Annotated in this window: 18 protein-coding genes, 1 tRNA gene and 1 pseudogene; 5 read left to right on the forward strand and 15 right to left on the reverse strand. The window is 62.9% G+C overall.

Going from position 1 to position 17,412, the window contains the following annotated elements:
- Positions 1–75: 75 nt before the first annotated feature.
- Positions 76–165, forward strand: a tRNA-Ser gene (locus tag J4G43_RS02310).
- 735 nt (positions 166–900) lie between these two features.
- Here the strand turns inward: J4G43_RS02310 and J4G43_RS02320 are convergent.
- From J4G43_RS02320 to J4G43_RS02330, 3 genes are all read right to left on the reverse strand, one after another.
- Positions 901–1,095, reverse strand: a complete 195-nt coding sequence (locus J4G43_RS02320; protein WP_080586571.1) for a hypothetical protein — start codon at positions 1,093–1,095, stop codon at positions 901–903.
- A 532-nt stretch (positions 1,096–1,627) separates the two neighbouring features.
- The gene (locus tag J4G43_RS02325; RefSeq protein WP_208083944.1) at positions 1,628–1,882 is read right to left on the reverse strand and encodes a hypothetical protein; all 255 of its coding nucleotides are present in this window, start codon (positions 1,880–1,882) and stop codon (positions 1,628–1,630) included.
- Entirely contained in the window at positions 1,879–2,334 is a 456-nt protein-coding gene (locus J4G43_RS02330) for a hypothetical protein (protein WP_208083945.1), read from the reverse strand. The genes J4G43_RS02325 and J4G43_RS02330 overlap by 4 nt, the downstream gene beginning before the upstream one ends.
- Positions 2,335–2,749: 415 nt before the next feature.
- On the opposite strand from J4G43_RS02330, the gene J4G43_RS02335 reads away from it, so the two are divergent.
- On the forward strand, positions 2,750–2,932 hold the full coding sequence (locus J4G43_RS02335) for a hypothetical protein (RefSeq protein ID WP_208083946.1): 183 nt from the start codon (positions 2,750–2,752) through the stop codon (positions 2,930–2,932).
- A gap of 148 nt (positions 2,933–3,080) precedes the next feature.
- Positions 3,081–4,277, forward strand: a complete 1,197-nt coding sequence (locus J4G43_RS02340) for a hypothetical protein (RefSeq protein WP_208083947.1) — start codon at positions 3,081–3,083, stop codon at positions 4,275–4,277.
- A 272-nt stretch (positions 4,278–4,549) separates the two neighbouring features.
- Here J4G43_RS02340 and J4G43_RS02345 read toward each other — a convergent pair whose 3' ends face one another.
- The 10 genes and pseudogenes from J4G43_RS02345 to J4G43_RS02390 all read right to left on the reverse strand — a co-directional run bounded on the left by J4G43_RS02345 (position 4,550) and on the right by J4G43_RS02390 (position 11,944).
- Positions 4,550–6,145, reverse strand: coding sequence for a terminase large subunit (locus tag J4G43_RS02345; RefSeq protein ID WP_208083948.1), 1,596 nt, complete (start codon positions 6,143–6,145; stop codon positions 4,550–4,552).
- Positions 6,126–6,311 carry a hypothetical protein gene (locus J4G43_RS02350; RefSeq protein ID WP_129557417.1) on the reverse strand — a complete coding sequence of 62 codons (186 nt, stop codon included), beginning with the start codon at positions 6,309–6,311 and terminating at the stop codon, positions 6,126–6,128. The genes J4G43_RS02345 and J4G43_RS02350 overlap by 20 nt, the downstream gene beginning before the upstream one ends.
- Positions 6,308–6,511 carry a hypothetical protein gene (locus J4G43_RS02355; RefSeq protein WP_129557418.1) on the reverse strand — a complete coding sequence of 68 codons (204 nt, stop codon included), beginning with the start codon at positions 6,509–6,511 and terminating at the stop codon, positions 6,308–6,310. The genes J4G43_RS02350 and J4G43_RS02355 overlap by 4 nt, the downstream gene beginning before the upstream one ends.
- A complete protein-coding gene (locus J4G43_RS02360) occupies positions 6,483–6,764 on the reverse strand; it encodes a hypothetical protein (RefSeq protein ID WP_129557419.1) in 282 nt (93 codons plus the stop codon). The genes J4G43_RS02355 and J4G43_RS02360 overlap by 29 nt, the downstream gene beginning before the upstream one ends.
- Positions 6,765–6,772: 8 nt before the next feature.
- Positions 6,773–7,030, reverse strand: a complete 258-nt coding sequence (locus J4G43_RS02365; RefSeq protein WP_208083949.1) for a hypothetical protein — start codon at positions 7,028–7,030, stop codon at positions 6,773–6,775.
- A gap of 1 nt (position 7,031) precedes the next feature.
- Positions 7,032–8,039 carry a hypothetical protein gene (locus tag J4G43_RS02370; protein ID WP_208083950.1) on the reverse strand — a complete coding sequence of 336 codons (1,008 nt, stop codon included), beginning with the start codon at positions 8,037–8,039 and terminating at the stop codon, positions 7,032–7,034.
- Between the two features lie 86 nt (positions 8,040–8,125).
- Positions 8,126–8,989, reverse strand: a complete 864-nt coding sequence (gene istB / locus J4G43_RS02375; RefSeq protein ID WP_208083951.1) for an IS21-like element helper ATPase IstB — start codon at positions 8,987–8,989, stop codon at positions 8,126–8,128.
- Positions 8,949–10,488 (reverse strand): annotated as a pseudogene (istA, locus tag J4G43_RS02380) (IS21 family transposase). The gene istB and the pseudogene istA overlap by 41 nt, the downstream one beginning before the upstream one ends.
- A 355-nt stretch (positions 10,489–10,843) precedes the next feature.
- Positions 10,844–11,188, reverse strand: coding sequence for a hypothetical protein (locus J4G43_RS02385; RefSeq protein ID WP_028149974.1), 345 nt, complete (start codon positions 11,186–11,188; stop codon positions 10,844–10,846).
- 78 nt (positions 11,189–11,266) lie between these two features.
- Entirely contained in the window at positions 11,267–11,944 is a 678-nt protein-coding gene (locus tag J4G43_RS02390; protein WP_028149973.1) for a hypothetical protein, read from the reverse strand.
- Between the two features lie 97 nt (positions 11,945–12,041).
- Between J4G43_RS02390 and J4G43_RS02395 the strand changes: the two genes are divergently transcribed.
- The gene (locus J4G43_RS02395) at positions 12,042–12,665 is read left to right on the forward strand and encodes a hypothetical protein (RefSeq protein ID WP_049831730.1); all 624 of its coding nucleotides are present in this window, start codon (positions 12,042–12,044) and stop codon (positions 12,663–12,665) included.
- Between the two features lie 11 nt (positions 12,666–12,676).
- The gene (locus J4G43_RS02400) at positions 12,677–13,198 is read left to right on the forward strand and encodes a hypothetical protein (RefSeq protein WP_208083952.1); all 522 of its coding nucleotides are present in this window, start codon (positions 12,677–12,679) and stop codon (positions 13,196–13,198) included.
- Between the two features lie 740 nt (positions 13,199–13,938).
- Here J4G43_RS02400 and J4G43_RS02405 read toward each other — a convergent pair.
- Positions 13,939–15,828 (reverse strand): hypothetical protein, encoded by a 1,890-nt coding sequence (locus tag J4G43_RS02405; RefSeq protein ID WP_028149970.1) that lies wholly within the window; start codon positions 15,826–15,828, stop codon positions 13,939–13,941.
- A complete protein-coding gene (locus J4G43_RS02410) occupies positions 15,825–17,399 on the reverse strand; it encodes a tyrosine-type recombinase/integrase (protein ID WP_028149969.1) in 1,575 nt (524 codons plus the stop codon). The genes J4G43_RS02405 and J4G43_RS02410 overlap by 4 nt, the downstream gene beginning before the upstream one ends.
- Between the last annotated feature and the right edge of the window lie 13 nt (positions 17,400–17,412).

A 17,412-nucleotide genomic window follows, 5' to 3' on the forward strand; every position in this document is an offset into this window, starting at 1 on the left:
GCCTTGTCTGGCCCGCCATCCTCGCCTATTAACGCCCCCAACCACAGGGGCTCTGCTCCTTACTTGGCGCCTTCAGGAGAGGTGGCAGAGTGGTTGAATGCACCGCACTCGAAATGCGGCATAGGTGCAAGCCTATCGGGGGTTCGAATCCCTCCCTCTCCGCCAAAACATCAGCAAAATCAGCTAGTTAGATTGATTGTCGTCATTCAGCGCACAGTTGAACGTACAATGCGCTCTCGGCGCCTGCGTCGCGAGGCCGCGGAGCTTGAGCAGATTTGGAATGGGCTGACCGGGTAGGGACGGGCAGTTCTCCATACCCACGACCGGCAGTAGTTCGCGCTCGTTCCGCGCCGCTAGGAATCGATAATTTGACTCTCGCCTTAGCCGCGTTTCGATGGCGGCATGCCTCGTCCTAAACGCCGCACATCAACGCACGCAGATGGCCGGCCGCTCAAGATCACCTTCGGCGAGATGCGAGAGATGGGTGTGCGCGGCGTCTTGATCTATTGCCATTGTGGCCATCACGTCGCCCTGGACGCCGACCGCTGGCCTGACACTGTGAGGCTATCCGATCTCGAGCCGCGGTTCGTTTGCTGGGGTTGCGGCAATCGCGGCGCCGAGGTTCGGCCAGACTTCGACCGAGGTAACCCACAGCTCGCAATCATGGGGTACCGAAACGCGACATGACCAAGGGCCGGGGCGGCGCAAGCTGAAGCAATGAAAGACACCGCCAACTGAGGCGGCCTCAAATCATTTTGTCGATCTCGCGAGCGCGCCTCTCCATTAGGTCCGCGAACAGTTGCAAGACCTTCTCCGTTTCGGGAGGGAACACACATGCAAGCTTGCGAAGCTCAGCAAGGTCCGCCTGTATCTCGATAAGCTCATCAAGTGCGGTTGGTGTCATACCGGCGGCTGTAATCCGGGTGATCTCAGCCACTCGCTGATGTGCGAGGCGGTTTCAGCCTGCCGTGCTTTCCTTTCGACGGCTTCGCGCAGATTGCCATGCGGAAGCAATTCGGCTTGTTCATGCAGGCGCTTCGCCTCTTCGGCGAGACGTCCTTCAAGCGATTTGGTTTGCGTGGAATGGCGACGCATGGCGCTGCTCCTATCTAGAGGAGGCGGGAGCGCTAATGGCGTTCTCATCACCGATGAAAGCCAGGGGCCGCGCGGCGATAGGTGTTTGTTAACACCTATCGCGGGCCGAATCTGGGCAAAATTGACCAGCGCACCCACAAAGCGAATTAGCTCATGGGAAAAGCCGCAGCGTGGTTCCAACACACACACACACACACACCCACACTGCGGCATTCCCGGACAACTAAAAATTGTTTGATGCTTAAATCGCGCCGGTGTTCTCACAGTAGAACACCCCGTTCCGAAAATGCATCCGTACGACTACCGGAGTCCGCTGTTTTACCCATTGTCGTTAGAGATCGAACGTGGCACGGCTCGCTTTCCAGCCCCCAATGCTCCCGGCTGCCGATCCAATTGCGGATTGGAGCGCCGGGAGTGCTAGGCCCGCCAGTGAACCGGCGGGCCTTTTGCTGTCAGATGCCAGAGACCTTCTTCCCAGCGATCGCGAGGCACAAGCTGAGCTTGAGGCACAGCCTGCCAATGCAGAGCCGGATCAGGCGCACTCGTTGCCCCCGATCAGGACAATCTTCGCTTGCGGCCTTGCTGGCTCGGTCAGCTTTTCCTTCAGATCTTCAACCCGTTTTAGGACATCAAAGATGCTGAATGAGAGCATTTCCGCATCACGTCGCGGCATGCTGAAAACCTCAGGATCAGGATCACCGAGCAGACTTTCATGCGCGCCAATCGCAACCAGAACCATCTGCCTGATTTCGTGAAGCGCATTGTCAATGTCGTTGGCGTCCATCATGCCATCACCCCTTGCTGCCAGTCCCGCGTTCCGACCTGCTCGAGCAAGCCGTCGAGGTCGCCGATGCCGCTCTCGGCGTGGTCTAGCTCGAGGTCTCGCCGGTTGCCGGCAGCCCAACGGGTTTGATCGCCGTTCCCCATCGAGGGGTCGCAACTGCCGAGCGAGGGTTCGTCGTCAACGTCAGGCTCCCGGCCGTCGTGCTCGGCGCCCTCATCCTCACACTGTGCGCCCTCGTCCCCGCATTCGTCTTCGAGCAGCTCGGTCATGGCGTAGGGGTCGGAGGCATCCAGGAAGGCGATCAGCCGGGTGATCTCAGCCGATGCCTCTTTCCTGAGTCTGGCGAGGTCACTGCGGGCCCTTACGCGCTCCCGCTGTTGGATTGCCAGTCCGCTCAGCAGACCTACAGACGCGTTTAGGGGTGGCGTGCTATGCACGCTATCAGCCTCGATCATTGGATTACCCTTCGTGGTTGGGGTTAGAGCCGGGGTGGAAGCAGCAACTTCCCCTCGGCTTGTTTTCGTGTTATCATGAAGACATGAGCAAATCAAGTCGCGTTAACACGAAAACACCAAAGAGGCGGGCGCCCGTGACAGGTCATCTTGTCGGGGTCCGCGTTCAGCCCGATATGGCAAAGTTGATCGATGACTGGCGCCGGCAGGAGGAAGATTTACCGGGCCGGCCGGAAGCAATCCGCCGGCTGATCGAGATCGGGCTGAGGGCGAAGGGGAAATGAACGAGTTAGAGCCGGACGACTGGCGTTCGCAGTGGCTTTGGTTTGGGGCGACGCTGTTGGCGATGTTGATAATCGCGGCAATCGCGACCAAGTTTCCCGTTTAGAGCCCGCATGAGAGGTGAGGATCTAACGCCATGCGTTGGTATCTGCTTCAGAGCACGATCGTGTTCGCCGTCGTCGCGTCCAACATCCGTTGGCATTGGACGCCGAATCCATATTTGCCGAGCATTGCCGGCGTCGGCCTCGCCTTGGTCGCAACCCTAATCTTCAACGACATCGCGACGCTGCGAGCGCGAAAGAAGCGCGGATCGAGTTGATCGCTGTGGAAGGGCGCGCCTGAGTCGGGGCTGCAGGATGGATTGCGCGTGGGCGGCCTTTGTTTTGCACTGCCGATTGACTCAACCAACGCGACAGTCTGATAATGGCGTATATTGCCAGTATTTCTATTGTTTAATGGGGGGCGCCATGGCTGTAGGGACGAGTGTAGTAAAGCCGTTTTCTGCTGCGTGGCGGGCGCGGGGCTACTTCATCTTTGCGCTGATTTTTTGGGTTCTTCACAGCACGATCTCGCAACCCTTCGCCTCCGCTGCAAGCAAATCTTGGTGGCAAGATTTGCTTGATAAGGCCGTAGGTAGCTTCGATAAGATCGCGTACCTCGTGGCAGTTGCAGGCTTGGTGTACGTCGTCATTTCCGACGTCCTGGAATATGTTTGGCTCAACAATCTACAGGGAGAAATGGAAAAGGGGTTGGCGGGAGTTCGAAGTGACTTGAACTCGGGGCTCGCTGAAACTGGAGGCATTTTCAAGTCCAGCTTGACCGAGTTCACTTCCAGCTTGGTTGGGATGACCTTCGAATCGGTGAAGGTCTGGGTGGAAAGCGGCAAGGGCGAGCCGCCACAAATCCGTTCTGTCGCCCAGTCAGCTCTGGTGAACTACTATGGCGATCACAACTTGGAGGCTGATAGTTTTGTCAGTTTTTCCCTCGATGACATGCTGGATCGCTGGGCGTCAGCAAATTCTCAAACATGGGAAGGTTTCACGTCGTCAGTCACGATCCGCGCATGCAACGTCCCCGGCCACTTCGAGTGGCAGGAAAACCGAAATTACACGGTCGTCTGCCCGTCGAAGACGGGAAAGTTGCCGTTTCGCCTAGAAGGATCATCTCAGGTCAATGCCGACGTTTTTGAAGCTTTGGACCGAATGGAGTTTAGGGTTCGGTTCGGCAACGACGTTGTTGTGGACTTCAAGGACTGGTGGCTGGCGAACAAGCCGGCCTCCGTTCCAACCGGCGGGGCTTTTAAGCTTGAGGCCGACGGTATTATGGTAGAATTCGACGGCGTTTGGCTGAGGTATGAGGCGAGCAAAGAGTGCAAAATATCACAGAACCGCACCCCCGTTTTCATTTACGAACGTTCACTAATATCCAGCGAGGATAGATGCTACGCACTTGCAGTGCGACACCCCACTAAGGGAGTTCTTTCAAACTTCGCCCTGGAACTTCCAGATTGGATCGTTAAGCCGCCGGTAGCGTCTGCTGAGCTATACCAAAAGGAGGGCCGAGCGGTTCGAATCGAACAGTTCCACAGGCAATCCTGCTCGGCAAATCTGCCCGGATGGACCCTCCCCGGGGTAGCAATACTTATTGAATGGTCTCCGAATTGACCCCAAGTTCAGTACAAAGTAAAAGACCTACATGAAGGAGCCCGCCATGAAGATTATGCGCAAAATCACCGTTACCATCCCTCGGAAAATCAACGTTACCTAAGCGATTTCAAGCGCTTAATCCGTAGCTCCCTCTCTCCAGTTTGATGGAACCGCGGATAGCAGGGATTCGCTTGCTGCGGCCATAGGGAAGGCGCTGAGCGTCTAAGCCGTTGGTACGGCTGAATCGCAGCCGCCGATTGAACTCGCCCTAGCCGCCGCGCAGCGTGCCATCAGACTATCCCCATGTCCCGGTACACGATCGGCCGATTGAAGTTGCTGTTGGCGACCACAGGCGCCCCGCCGGGCTCGCTGAAGCACAGCGCTACCGCGTCGCCCTCGTCGGGGCTCGGCATGCCCCGCTTCTTCATGTCGTCCTTGCTCTCGAGCACGAGCCGGCCGTCTGACATGTAGCGAAAGCCGGGACCGCAGATGTCCGTCTGCAAGCTGTCGCTGTCCGGCAATGAGAAGTTGGCCCCCTCCAGCGCGGTCTTCAGATGAGACCACATCTCAGCGCGGCGGTTGGCGGGGCCGCCCGAGGGCTTGCCGCTGTCGTCCAATGGGGGAGGCTCGACGGGCTTTGAGCCGAAGTTGACCGCATTGAGCAAGCCGCTGCCGAACGAACCGCCGTAGCCTTGCTCCACTAAACGGTCATAGATGCCGGCGCCGAGCCCGCCCACGTCGATATTCACCTTGGCCGGCTTGTCGTCCCGCATGATCTGGGCCACCCAGCCCGCGACCTGCATGGTGTCGAGGCCATGGCGCTTTTCGATCTTCTCGATACTGCTGCCACGACGCCAGGCAATGGCCGTGCTGTCGGCGCCGAACCGGGCGGGATCGACGCCAACAATCAGCGGCCCCGTACCCTTGTGGTCGCTCTTGCGGGCCCGCAGCACCAGTTCATGCGGTATGAAGCTGTCGAAGCTGGAGGCGAGGAAGGCCTCGTCAGGCGTCAGCGGATACTCCCGCTTGAAATAGTTGATGTCGCCCTTGTCCGCGATCTTGCAGCGGCGCCAATAGATCTGCTCGGCGTCGAGCTTGTGCAACTCCGCAAGCTGCTTTTCCTCGGTGCTCATCTCGAAGTCGTCGGGCAGCGCCTTGCGATAGGTCGGATCTTCCGACCACGGCAGGAATACCGCGAGGAAGCTGTTCTCGCCGGCAAGGGCCTTGCACCAGAACTGATGAAACTCATCACCGAACTGGTTGCCGGTCGTCTCGACAATGATCTCGGTGTCGGGAAGGTCGGGCACCGTCTCCATCAGCGCCGCCAACTGCTCCTTCAGGTTCACCCAAAAGGCAGCCTCGGAGGCGTGCAGAGCCTGGGCCGTCGATGATCGGCCAGCGCCGTCCTCAGTCGCAACGGAAACCAGATAGCCGCTGTCTATGTTGCTGAACTTCAGCTCTTCGGCATTCGAGGCGCCAGTCACCGGTCGCATGTCATCCGGCATCAGGTCATGCATGCGCTTGACCAGGCCGAAAAGGTTGCGGACCGCCGGCTTTTCATGGGCCACGATCGCAGTCAGGAAGCCCGGCTTCTTGATGGTCTTGTGATAGTAGCGGCCGGCAACGTAGGTACTCACGCCTTCCTGCCGGGCCTTCAGCACCACGATGCGGACCATGCCAGTCTTGGCGCGCTGCTCCTCGATGATCGCGTGCAGCTTTCGCTGCACCGGGTTGAATTTGAACGGGACGACGCCGCCGGCCTTGGGGCGGATCTTCAGATAGTGCTCGGCGAAATACTCGAGGTCGCCGTCAAGCCGTTCGGCATGATCCAGCACCCCGCTGATCGAGTCCGTCCAGTGCGTCATATCAATGCTGTGTATGGCCATCGCTGGAGGTTTCGGCCTCGAAAGCACGCAATGCCGCTCTCGCCTCCTCCACCGTCACCCCCATCTGGGCCGCAACGTGCGCAGCAATGCGCTGGCGTTCCGCAATCTCCGCCATGAATTTCGGATCGGTCAATCCGCTGAGCAGGCCACCAATGGGTGCGGTCATTTTCCCTCCCGCAGGATCGCGAGCGCCTGCCGGCACGCACAGCCCGGCGCCTTATTCTCGAGGTCGCGGCGCAGCGACACATACGGGAGTCCTTCAAACTCTTTCTTCAACTCGGTCGCCTTCGCATCCACGATCGCATTCGCTTCATCGCAGATTGCCTTGATCCGCTCTTCAGGCGGCAACGTCTCTTGTTTCGGCATTCTTTTCCTCAATCTTTGCAAGCCTCTCTTCCGAGGCCGCCAGTTTCGCTTGGAGTTCTTTCATTTCCCGCCGGGCTTGAGCCGCTTCGTTTTGCGCCCGGCGCACTGTGTCGTCTCGCTGCTGCTCCCGCTTCGCGAAGTAGAGCTGCAAGTCCCGAGGGAGTTGCAGAAAGCGTTGCTTTTCTTCCTTGCCCCAGGACCGCGGGGGCTCGACAACGTCGGCCACCTTGGCGTTGAGCAGGGCTTCAAGCACGGGGTTTCTCATCGACCTGCCTTGAGCAGCGCGCTATGTGTTTCGTTCATCTGCCGGACCAGCTTCATACGGCGCGCGGCCTTCCGGATCTCGTTTGGCGTGGAGATGTCCTCCAACTCTTCGCCCTCGATCTGGTGCAGCATAGCGATACGATTTTCCGCGCCGTTCAGCGCAAACCGATCGATGATCTCGTCGTCGGTTTGCTGCTTGCCGCCAAACTTGTCGGTGAACCAGTCCACCTGATCCAGAAAGTCCTTCCCGTTCATCTCACCTTGCTCCTGCTGCGCGTCGAAGGCCTGTGATCTTCGCGGCAATGCGCATGGCCTTGTTGCCCGTTGCCGTATCCAGTTGCTTCTGGAGTTCCGCGATCTGTCCGGAATGGTCGCCGCTTCGTGGTGGGCTGCTTGCGACGCCAGGCCGTATAACTGGAGGAACGGCCTTCGCGCTTGCCTTGGCGTGTGCTCCCATGACCATCCGATATCGAGCGGCATCGGTCAGCATGCGCTGAAATTCGGACGAACGAAGGATCGGGTTGTCGTTCGTCAGCCGTGTCAGCGAGTCCCTGTCGACGCCCAGATCGCCCAGGTACTCCTCCGCGGCCCGCGCTATCTCTGAGGGCTTGATGCCCTCTTTCGCGGCCCACGCGTCATACCGGGCGCCCTCATTCTTGGCCCAGGATTCGACCCTTTGCCGCTGCTCCGCCGCCTGATGGTGCTGCCATTGCGCCTGCGCCTGCTGGAGATGATCAACCCGCTGGAGCACGCCCATGGCCCGCTGCACACGCTGCGGGTCGGATTGATGCAGGATTGCGATGCCCTCCGCCCACTGATCAACCGGGAAGTCCGCCAGCTCTGGGAAATGATCCAGGAGGCTCGCCTGCGCATACTGGTGCGCAGTGTTGAGCGCCGTCGCATACTGCTGCTTGGCGACATCAGCCCGGCCCAGCTCCTCCTCGATCGCCTGCCGGACCTGGGGATGCTTCAGCGCCTTCTCGACTTCGGGATCGAGGCCATCAACTGCCGGGGTGGCCGGCTCGGCCTTTGCTTCCTTGGCGAGATCGTCAGCAATTGCTCGTTTCGTTTCAGATTGCGCGGCCGCAGTAACGTCCTGATCGTTTAACCCGAGTTCCTGCGCTGCACTGGGGTTGTTCTTCAGCTCTGCAAGGCGGGCCTTGTCGACCTTATCCTGAATATTGGAAAGACTGGCGCCCTCGACGAACCTGGAAATGTCTCCACGAGCATGCGAGAGCTCCTGAGCCGCCTGCTTGAGTGTCACCGCCTCGTTAGGGTCAGCGTCGATCAGATCGGGAGCGGAGACAGGAAGGTCAGGCTCCGAGGGACGAGATGCGGCAAGGTCCTCTGTCAATCGGCGTTGGACTGGGACCCCCGATCGGCGTCCAAAGGGGACCCCTTTGATCGGCGAGTCTTGATGGTAGCGCTCGCGGCGTCGGAGCTGGCCGGGGTTGCGGAGACGGCGCGAGCGCGGGTTGTTTGATCGTCGTCGCGGCTTTTAAAGCGCCAGCTGTCGTTACCGGTCTCGACGATGTCGCAGTGATGAGTCAGCCGGTCGAGCAGCGCGGTCGTCATCTTGGCATCGCCGAACACGCTCGGCCACTCGCCGAATGCCAGATTGGTGGTGACGAGGACGGAGGCGCGCTCATAAAGCCGGCTGACGAGGTGGAAGAGAAGCTGACCGCCGGACTGGGCAAAGGGCAAATATCCGAGCTCGTCCAGGACAATGAAGTCCATGCGGGTTAGGTGCTCGGCAAGCCGGCCCTGTCGCCCGTTGCGGGTCTCGGTCTCGAGGCGGTTGACGAGGTCGACCACGTTATAGAAGCGGCCACGGGCGCCGGATCGGATGCAGCTTCGCGCGATAGCGATGGCCAGATGGGTCTTGCCGGTGCCCGTTCCACCGACCAGGACGACGTTGCGTTGCTGGGCGATGAAGCCGCCGCCGGCGAGATCATTGACAAGCGTCTGGTTGATCGGCGTGGCGTCGAACTGGAAGTCTGCGATGTCCTTTGCAAGCGGCAACTTGGCGATGGTGAGCTGGTATTTGATCGAGCGGGCCTGCTTCTCGTTGATCTCGGCGGAGAGCAGATCGCCGACGATGCGCTGGGGTTCGTGCTGGCGTTTGACGGCGGTCGCCATGATCTCGTCGAAGGCGGCCTTCATGCCGTAGAGCTTAAGCTCGCCCATGAGATCGAAGATTTGGGTTCGTTCCATCAGTTTGTCCTCCGGAGGTTGTCGTAGCGGGCACAATCGGCGATCGGCGCATGGCGAAGCGTCAAGGCGGCCGGCGTCATGATGTTGGCCGGTGGGGCAGGTTCACGTTGACGAGCCAGGATGTTGAGCACGACATCGGCGGAATGAACGCCATGAGCGACCGCCTCGGCGCAGGCGGCTTCCACCGCGGGCAATCCGTCTGTCAGCACCGCATTGAGGATATCGACCATCTGTCGATTGCCATCGTCGGCACCGGCGAGTTTGCGCCGTACACGCTCAATCGCTGCGGGCAGCACCCAGTCCTTGAAGGGAGCGCCATTACGCAAGGCACCGGGCTTGCGCACAAGCACGGGCACATAGTGCCAAGGGTCGTAGACCGTCTCGCCGCGACCGAATGATCGCGGATGTTCGGCAACGACCCGGCCGTCCTGGCGGATCACGATGCGGTCCGCATAAGCCTGGACCTCAATGGGCCGCCCGACCGCGCTTGCCGCAACCGAGTACTTGTTGTTGTCGAAGCGCACCAGGCAGGTCTTGGAGACCGAGGCCGGGACGGCATGGAAGCCATCGAACCGACCTGCATAAGGCACGAGATTGGGTCGCTCGGCCTCGAAGATCTCCCAGACAGTCCGGTCGGCGAACTCTGGATGCCGATGCGCCTTGGCGTAGGCGATACATTTATCGAGCAACCAGGCGTTCAGCTCGTCCAATGTCTTGAAGCGCAGTCGCGGGGTGAAAAAGCGTTCGCGGACCAACCCGACCTGGTTCTCGACCTGTCCCTTCTCCCAGCCCGACGCTGGCGTGCAGGCAACCGGATCGACCAGATAATGGCTACACATCTGCAGGAAGCGCTGATTGTAGAGGCGGCCTTTGCCGACAAAGATCGTCTCCACCGCCGTCTTCATGTTGTCGTAGATGCCGCGCCGGCAAGTCCCCTTGAACAGTGCGAACGCCCGGTCGTGGGCGTCAAACACCATCTCCTGCGTCTCGCGCGGATAGGCCCGAACAAACAGCATCCGACTGTGGCAAAGCCGGACATGCGCCGCCTTCACGACCACCGTGGTTCCGCTCAACAGGACGACTTCGTGGCTCCAATCAAACTGGTAGGCTTCGCCGGGCGCAAAGCTCAACGGCACATAAGCTGAGGTCGTCGAGGCGCCACGCTCTCGGCTCCACCGCCGCGCATAGCGACGAACCGCGTCGTAGCCGCCGGCATATCCGAGGCCGCGAAGCTCTTCGAACAAGCGAATCAGCGTCAGCCGTTCGCGCGTCGTCTTGCTCTCGTTCGCCGCCAGCAACCGGTCAAGCTCGGCACTCCACGGGCCCATCTTCGGAAGCGGCTGCGTCTCTCGCTCGTACCGGAACTCCGTCGCCTCCGAGCGGATGACCTTGCGGACCACCTTGCGCGATACGCCAAGCTCCCGGCAGATCGCCTTGATCGGCTGACCATGAACAAAATAAGCGCGACGGATCTTCGCAATCGTCTCCACCACCAGCATCCCAACCTCGGCTTCCATGACTTGATGGAAGCCACTGTGGACCCTTGTCCCGGGGTCCCGATTGGATGCCGATTACCCCGAATACGGGGTCCTTATTCCATGCCGAAACACAGTGGTAGTCGAACGCCTCGTCCGAGACCGTGTTGTCGGGGCCTACCAAGATTGCCGTCAGTTGGACCTTGGTATCGGTGCCCGGCAGCGCGCAGACCAAGTAGCAATCCTTCAGCTTCGGCGATCCGCGCGCTGTCTCGATGAGCGCCGTGGCTCCGCGCATCTCCGTTGCGCGGACGATGTCGATCAAGGTCTTCTTCATGATCGCTTCTCCAGTCCTTGAGACTTTGGGCGCTGCAGGGGCCTAGGGCGCCGCCTCGACGCACGCGGCGATCGCCGCCCGGAAGCGGAGGTCGCAGCCGCGGGTGATGTCCTGCCAAGCGCGCCCGGCGGCGAGCTCGTCGGCGACGTGGCCGAAGTCGGCGAGGGCGCAGATTGCGAGCAGCAGCCTGTATTCTCCGCTGGAGCACTTGCCCGCGTAGCGACGGACCGCGGCACCGAAGCGGCCGACGTCGGCGTCGTTGTGAAAGACGATCTCGCGCCGCAGCTCTTCGAAAGAATTGGCCTCATCGAGGATGGCGACCCAGTCCCTCCCCAGCCCCGCGAGGACGCTGCGTGCGGGACCGGTCTTGAATTCGCTGAACTTCATCGGATGCTCCTGTTGGTTGGGTGTTAGTGACGATGGTGCCGTTGTAGTCAGACGCGTAGGCGCTGCCCGGACGCGCCCTCATCGCACGCTCGCGGCCGTCCCCTCGGCGCCTTCCGCCAGGAGTTCGATGAAGCCGATCAGCGGCAGCGGCGAGAACGCGATGCCGCCCACCGCCGGCAGGCGGAAGGATTCGTCGATATGGACGAAATCCCATTCGCCTCCCGGTGCCTGCGGAAGACGCAGCGGCTCCGACGCGAAGATCTTCCGGTGCCGCGGCTTGCCTCGTTCCCAGCGGTCGATCGTGCCGAACAGGAGGGTGCCCTGGCCGTCGCTCCAGTGGAGGCCGACGCCCAGGACGGGCGGGAAGGCGGCTTCGTGGGCCGGGCTCCATATCTCCCGGAAGAGCGCGGTCAGCTCGTTCTCGAACGTGGCGCTTCGCGACCCGCCCTTCGCGGACCGCGGGTGGTCGGCGTCGATCTGAAGCGTCATCGACGCGAACCGCGCGCTCTGGAGCGCGATCGCATCGGGGCGGACCCGGCTCCCGATGCCGAGCAGCATCCAAACCCCGTCCATGGCGAGGGCTTCGGCATTTGCCGCGAGCGTGCAGGGGACGATGCCGGCGACGACCAGAGCATCGATCGCATCCTTGACCATCTTGGGGTCGAGATTGAGCCGTTGCGCGGCTTCCCGCCGAAAGCCTTGTACGGCGTACAGCTTCTTCCTTGCCGCATTCGATCTGGCCGCGTCGTCCGCCATTCCGCTCCTCCTGTGGCCCGGGGGTCGCTAACCGGTTGACCCTCTTCGCCTTCTTCTCTACAGAATTAAATTCTGTGGAGTCAAACGGATTGTCGGAATGGTTAATTCTCGTCAGCTCGCGGAGGGGGTCGCCTTGGCCCTAGGCAAGCCCCTGACCTCGACTGCGCAGCACATCAAAAACCTCCGCGAGGCCAAGGGGTCGTTGGACGGAAAGCCGCTCGTCACCGCCGGCGGACGCGGCCGCAATGCGCCGACGATGTCGCGCCGGGACGCCGCGACCTTGATCTGCGCCCTTATGGGCTCGGAGGCGGTGCATGACAGCGTCAGGACGGTCGAGTGGATGCGGGAGCTCGAACCGGCCTCTCACGGTTATCGATGGAACGGTCGCTATGGATGGGTAGACCCGGAGTTCGAGATCGGAATTCGACCGGAAGACAACGCCATCGAGGCACTGGAACGTGTCCTGGGGTTCTTCGATCGCGAGAAGGCCTATCGGCTGAACCTCGATCGGTTCGGACGGCCGGACGCGGAGATCTACTTCAGGTTCTACGTGGAATTCCCGCAGCGCTTCGTATCGCTGACCTTCGGCGTGCGCCGCATGGTCTCGGCCGCGTGGACGTACGGGCGCCGCTCGGGCGGCAGAGATAAGCAGGCGCGCTGGTGCGAACAGGACGAATTGCGCGAGATCGCCGGGATATGCGCCCCGTCAGGGGGCCAATAGGAGAGGGACGAATGAAGGGACCGACCGAGACGCTGATGAAATTCCGAGGATTCGCCGGCTGGAAATGGGAAGACGATTTCCGCGCGGCCATATCGGCATTCAGGCCGGATGCGGACGAGGAGGTGCTCCGGCGCATCAGAGTCTCCATACTCAGGGACTTCGTCGACTTCGTCCTCGAAGTCGTCAACCAGGAGCTGCGCCTAGGCCTGCAGGTCGTCGTGGAGGGGGTCGGCGAGGAGGGCATCGTCGGCACGATGGACTTCGAGGACCGGAGGCGCGACCTTGCGGCCGTGGAGCGGCGTATCGCGAAATGGGGGCCGGTGCCACGACCGTGCCGGTCGGGGCCGATAATGGACCGGCTGCTCGCCTGCACCGAACTCGTGATGTCTCCCTACCGGCTCGAGTTCGGCGAGCTCAAGGGGGAGTGCATCGCCCGCTTCCGGAACGACGGCTCGCTCTCGCTGGCCGTTCAGTCCGCCGATCCCGACGGAAGCCGGAGAGACCCGTTCTCGCCTGCGCCCCGGCCGGTCTGACGATCGGGCCGGTCCAGGAGGCCACCCGCTCGCGCGCGACCGTCGCGGCGGTCCCGAAGGGGGGCGAGTCCATCACGAATGCGGCCGGTTTCGCGCCGGCGCAGCCCTAATGCTGCGCGCCCGTCGGCACGCCATAGGGGGCCGCGGCTCCCACGTAGAGCATCCAGGCCCAATCGTCGATCGAGTTGGTCGAGATGCGCCGCACCGCCGCCGGCGGGACAGTCTTGTACAGGGAGCCGAAGTAACTCGACGAACCGGAGGTTTTCGGATGCTCAACCGAAAGTTCTACTTCAGTCCGGTGTATTCGCGTGTTCGCCGATCCAGCCCGACCAGTCTTAGGGTCGGGGGCATAACAATCTGACATTGCGGATCTTTCTGGTTTGATGCGGAATTTATACGTATTACCGCGCGCGCGCGCGAGGAAGACGATTCCAGTAAATAGTGCTCAACCACAAGTAATTCCGGTACGGATCGATGCTTGCGAATACTCGGCATGCATTCCCGTGCAAGCCCGTCGCTTCCGGTTTTGACATTTCGAGGGCTTCTCTTTCGACGGTAATATGGTAGCCTCCCAAACTGACGGCATTGCCGCTCAATCTCTCGGCGACAAGCCCACATGGCCGGCGGCGCGAGCCCGGCCGTCGACCGATCGGACAATGACCGGAAGCGGCGCGCCGATCGGGACCGGGCGGCGGGTACGAACAGGCGGAGAGGCGGGAGACCCGAAAGCTCGGCGGGGCTCAGGCGGCCACGTCGACGCCGCGGGAGCGCAGAAAGTCGACCATCACCTGCAGGCGCATCGGGCATCGTCTGGGCGCCAGCGCGTCGTGGAGGGCCTTCGCGTCGACGGGAGGGGCAACGCTACGGGCCGCCTCCAGTAGGGCCGTCTGCCAGACCCTGGTACGGGGATCGTCGAGCGTGCGTCCCTGGCGCAGGAGATATTCGCGCACCGCTCCCGATTTGTGCGGACACTTCAGGCCGACCAGATGGGCGTGGAATTCGGTGTAGGTCAGCCACGGGCGCGCGTCGAACTCGGCGAGGACCCTGGGTCTCCAGTGCCGGTCGAGCGGCCGGTTCGGGGGAGGCGCGATGCCTTCCGACTGCATGACCCTCAGAAGCGTGAGGTAGGACAATTCGACGCCCGCCCCGAGCAGACGCCCATGCAGCTCGACGAAAGAATCGTAGTCCCCGCGGCCGTGCTCGGCGAGCACGCGCGCGCGGTCTTCACCGGACATAGCGTTTCCGTCCCACGCATGGGCGGGGGGCGGGGCCGCCGCGAACCGGCTCTCGACGGCGATGCCCGCGTTGGCGAAAAATTCGCGCATGGCTCCGATCGGAGATTTGAAGCCGATCGGCTCGGCCGACCGCAGGAAGGCGGCCAGATCGCCGATCGGCGCGGCCGCGCGGGCCTGGGCCAGAAGGGCGTCGGCGGCCGCGCGCTCGGGCCGGGCGAAGCGGTTCTCGGTGCGCAGAAACGCCTTGAGCGAATCTTCGCTGTAGCGGAAGCCGAGCTCTCCAATCTCGCGGTGGAACGCGGCGTAGCTGTCGATGCCGCCGAGCCGGTCGAACTCGGCCAACGCCAGCGTCTTCGCCTCGGGGTCGAGGCGCATGCCGCGGGCGCGCCGCGCACCGACCGAGAGCAGATAGCGGTTCAGGGCCGAGTACGAATAGCCGAAACCTTCCGGCCGGCCGCGCAGGAAGTCGAAGAAGAGCTGAAAGGATTTGAACCGCTCGGGATCGTACAGCTCGTCGACGAGATTGCGGGCGGCGGCGTCGAGGCGGCCGCCGCGGGCGTCGAACTTCGAGACGACGGCGCCCATCCGTCCGCGCTTCTCGAACTCCTCCGCGGCGTGGAAGAACGCCATGCGGGTGATTCCAAGCCAGCCGGCCGCCCGTTCGGCGACGAACGCGCCGTCGCGCCAGAGGGCATGGATCTCGGGAAACTTGTCGCGGACCAGCGCCGCCGCGTCCGCGGGCGCCAGCGCGCGCGGGGTATCGCAGGCGAGTATCGCCTCGAGCAGGTCGGAGCGCGGGCGGGAGGACACGTAGAGCGAAGGTCGCCCCGGTGCGAGCGGATGGGCGAGCATGAGGCGGCGAAGATGCTCGGCGTCGGGGCGCTCGCGAACCGTCAGCCTTCCCCGCGGGCTGATTCCGATCAGCGCATCGCGCGTCCCGTCGCCGCGGTCGCTGGCCCTGGCGAAGCTGCGGAAGACCGCCCTCAGGCAGAGCGACAGATGCGCGATCCCGATGGTGTCACCGTAGCGGTCGATGCGCTCGAGATCCGCGCCGGGATCGTAACCGCCGCGCCGGCGCGCCAGAAACGGTTCGTCCTTGCCGCGCCCGGCCAGTTCGGCGTAGAGGTCGACGGCGTGGGAGACGCCGCCGAGGCGCGGCAGCACGCGCGCGCGGTAGCCGCGGCCGGGCAGCGAGACGTCCTCGCCGTGCCCACGCAGATCCGACAGCGTCACGTCGCGCAGTTGCCCGGTATCGAAGTCGTAGCCCGCCAGCAGCGCGGACACCACGGCCAGCCGCGCCTGCTCCCACGGCTCCAGACGCCGGCAGCACCTCCAGGTCCACGGATCGAGGGTGGCGCGGATGACGCGAAGGGGCGGCGGCGACGGCCCGATCACCGCGGCCCTCCAGTGGTCCGCGCGATCAACTTGCGGTCGCGCACGGAATCGAGCCGCGCGCGGCGGCGGCCCGGGAGCGGGGACCGGTTCTTGTCGGGCCGGCGCCGCGGGGATGAGTCGCCCTTCCTTTCGAGCCGCCGGAGGAACTGGCGGCCTCCGTCGTTCTTCCAGTAGACGTTCGCGTTCTCCTGCGTCTGCGCCGACCAGTGCAGGTAGACGCTCATGAGGGTCTCGAGGCCCAGACCGAGAAGACCGGCGCTGACGTGCATCGGCATGCCGATGACCGCGAACCACGTCGCGGCCGTGTGGCGCAGGGAGTGCCACACGATGTCGTTGTCGAGGCCCGCGGCTTCGACGACGCGCGCGAACTGCCGGTCGACGTAGCTGCGATACGGCTCCCCTCCACGCTTGTGGATCACGTAGTCCTGCTGATCCTTCTCGCCGACGCGATCGGCCGTGGCCCACGCGCCGACATGGGCGCGGATCGGACCGCAGAGCAGCGAGGTCGGACGCATGTACTTCGGGGACGGCTGCGCCTTGTCGCCGACGCGGTGGACCTGCATCTTGGCGAGATCGATGTGGCCGTCTTCGTGGTGCGGCGACCAGCGCATGCTGAGGGCGGCCTCGTGACGCGTGCCGGTGTAGAGGCACAGCAGGATCATGCGCCCGATGCCGCGGAAAAGGCGCTTCCGTTGCTTGTTGACCGCTCGCACCATGACGGGGGTGCCGTCGGCGCGCAGGACCGGCTGGCCGTTCCGCTTCAGCGGCACGCGTACCCAATCGCCCTTGCCCGAGTCCCAGACGTGGCCCCGCGTCGCGAGCAGAAGCCGCGCCACTTCGCTGCGGGACAGGTAGACGCTGCGCACCACCTTCTCGCTCGGAATCGGGATGTTCGGGATCCAGCCGAGATGCGTATCGGCGGCGAACTTCACCAGCGAGGCCTTGAGCAGGCGCAGATCTCCCTGGATCGTGCTGTACGACAGATAGTCGCGCTGCTCGACCTCGCCGTAGTTCGCGCTCAACAGCTCCCAATATTTCGCGACGGCGTCCTCGCCGCAGGTGTTCCAGGTGAAGTTGCCGAAGAAGTAGCCCAAACGCGCGTAACGGATCGCCCGCTTCTCCCATGAGTCGATCTTTGCCTGCGAGCCGATCGCCGGGGGACGAGGCCCCCTGGCGTTGAGCAGCGCCGCCACGACGAGCGTCTCCCCGGCCCCGGCTTCCTTTCGGAGCTGCGTCTTGTATCTGGTCAGCTCCGACTGCTCGAAGGTCTCCGCACCCGAGGTCAGCCGGTCGCGCCACCAGGCGGCCGCCTTCTCGGGCACCACCGGATGGAGCTCGGCATCCCTGTCGGCCGCTCGGATCCTGCGCCGCTGCCCGGCGTGCATGCGCTCGCCCGACACGATCAGCAATTTGCGCATCCGGGGCGGCGGAGCCGACTGCGCCTGATCCTCCACGGTGCGTTCGAATTCGGCGAAGGCGGCCAACGCCGCGCTGCGGTCGAACAGGTCGCGGACCGCGACCGCCGTCCCGGTACCGCCCGGACCGCCTGCCTGCGCCCTCGTCTCTTCCATGTCCGTTTTCCCT

The sequence above is a fragment of the Bradyrhizobium barranii subsp. barranii genome, from assembly GCF_017565645.3.
GTDB classification, from domain to species: Bacteria; Pseudomonadota; Alphaproteobacteria; order Rhizobiales; family Xanthobacteraceae; genus Bradyrhizobium; species Bradyrhizobium barranii.

Coding starts and splice junctions, on each gene's coding strand:
- J4G43_RS02320 (WP_080586571.1), bottom strand. CDS start 1,095: ATGCGTCGCCATTCCACGCAAACCAAATCGCTTGAAGGACGTCTCGCC.
- J4G43_RS02325 (WP_208083944.1), bottom strand. CDS start 1,882: ATGATGGACGCCAACGACATTGACAATGCGCTTCACGAAATCAGGCAG.
- J4G43_RS02330 (WP_208083945.1), bottom strand. CDS start 2,334: ATGATCGAGGCTGATAGCGTGCATAGCACGCCACCCCTAAACGCGTCT.
- J4G43_RS02335 (WP_208083946.1), top strand. CDS start 2,750: ATGCGTTGGTATCTGCTTCAGAGCACGATCGTGTTCGCCGTCGTCGCG.
- J4G43_RS02340 (WP_208083947.1), top strand. CDS start 3,081: ATGGCTGTAGGGACGAGTGTAGTAAAGCCGTTTTCTGCTGCGTGGCGG.
- J4G43_RS02345 (WP_208083948.1), bottom strand. CDS start 6,145: ATGGCCATACACAGCATTGATATGACGCACTGGACGGACTCGATCAGC.
- J4G43_RS02350 (WP_129557417.1), bottom strand. CDS start 6,311: ATGACCGCACCCATTGGTGGCCTGCTCAGCGGATTGACCGATCCGAAA.
- J4G43_RS02355 (WP_129557418.1), bottom strand. CDS start 6,511: ATGCCGAAACAAGAGACGTTGCCGCCTGAAGAGCGGATCAAGGCAATC.
- J4G43_RS02365 (WP_208083949.1), bottom strand. CDS start 7,030: ATGAACGGGAAGGACTTTCTGGATCAGGTGGACTGGTTCACCGACAAG.
- istB (WP_208083951.1), bottom strand. CDS start 8,989: ATGGAACGAACCCAAATCTTCGATCTCATGGGCGAGCTTAAGCTCTAC.
- J4G43_RS02385 (WP_028149974.1), bottom strand. CDS start 11,188: ATGAAGTTCAGCGAATTCAAGACCGGTCCCGCACGCAGCGTCCTCGCG.
- J4G43_RS02390 (WP_028149973.1), bottom strand. CDS start 11,944: ATGGCGGACGACGCGGCCAGATCGAATGCGGCAAGGAAGAAGCTGTAC.
- J4G43_RS02395 (WP_049831730.1), top strand. CDS start 12,042: ATGGTTAATTCTCGTCAGCTCGCGGAGGGGGTCGCCTTGGCCCTAGGC.
- J4G43_RS02400 (WP_208083952.1), top strand. CDS start 12,677: ATGAAGGGACCGACCGAGACGCTGATGAAATTCCGAGGATTCGCCGGC.
- J4G43_RS02410 (WP_028149969.1), bottom strand. CDS start 17,399: ATGGAAGAGACGAGGGCGCAGGCAGGCGGTCCGGGCGGTACCGGGACG.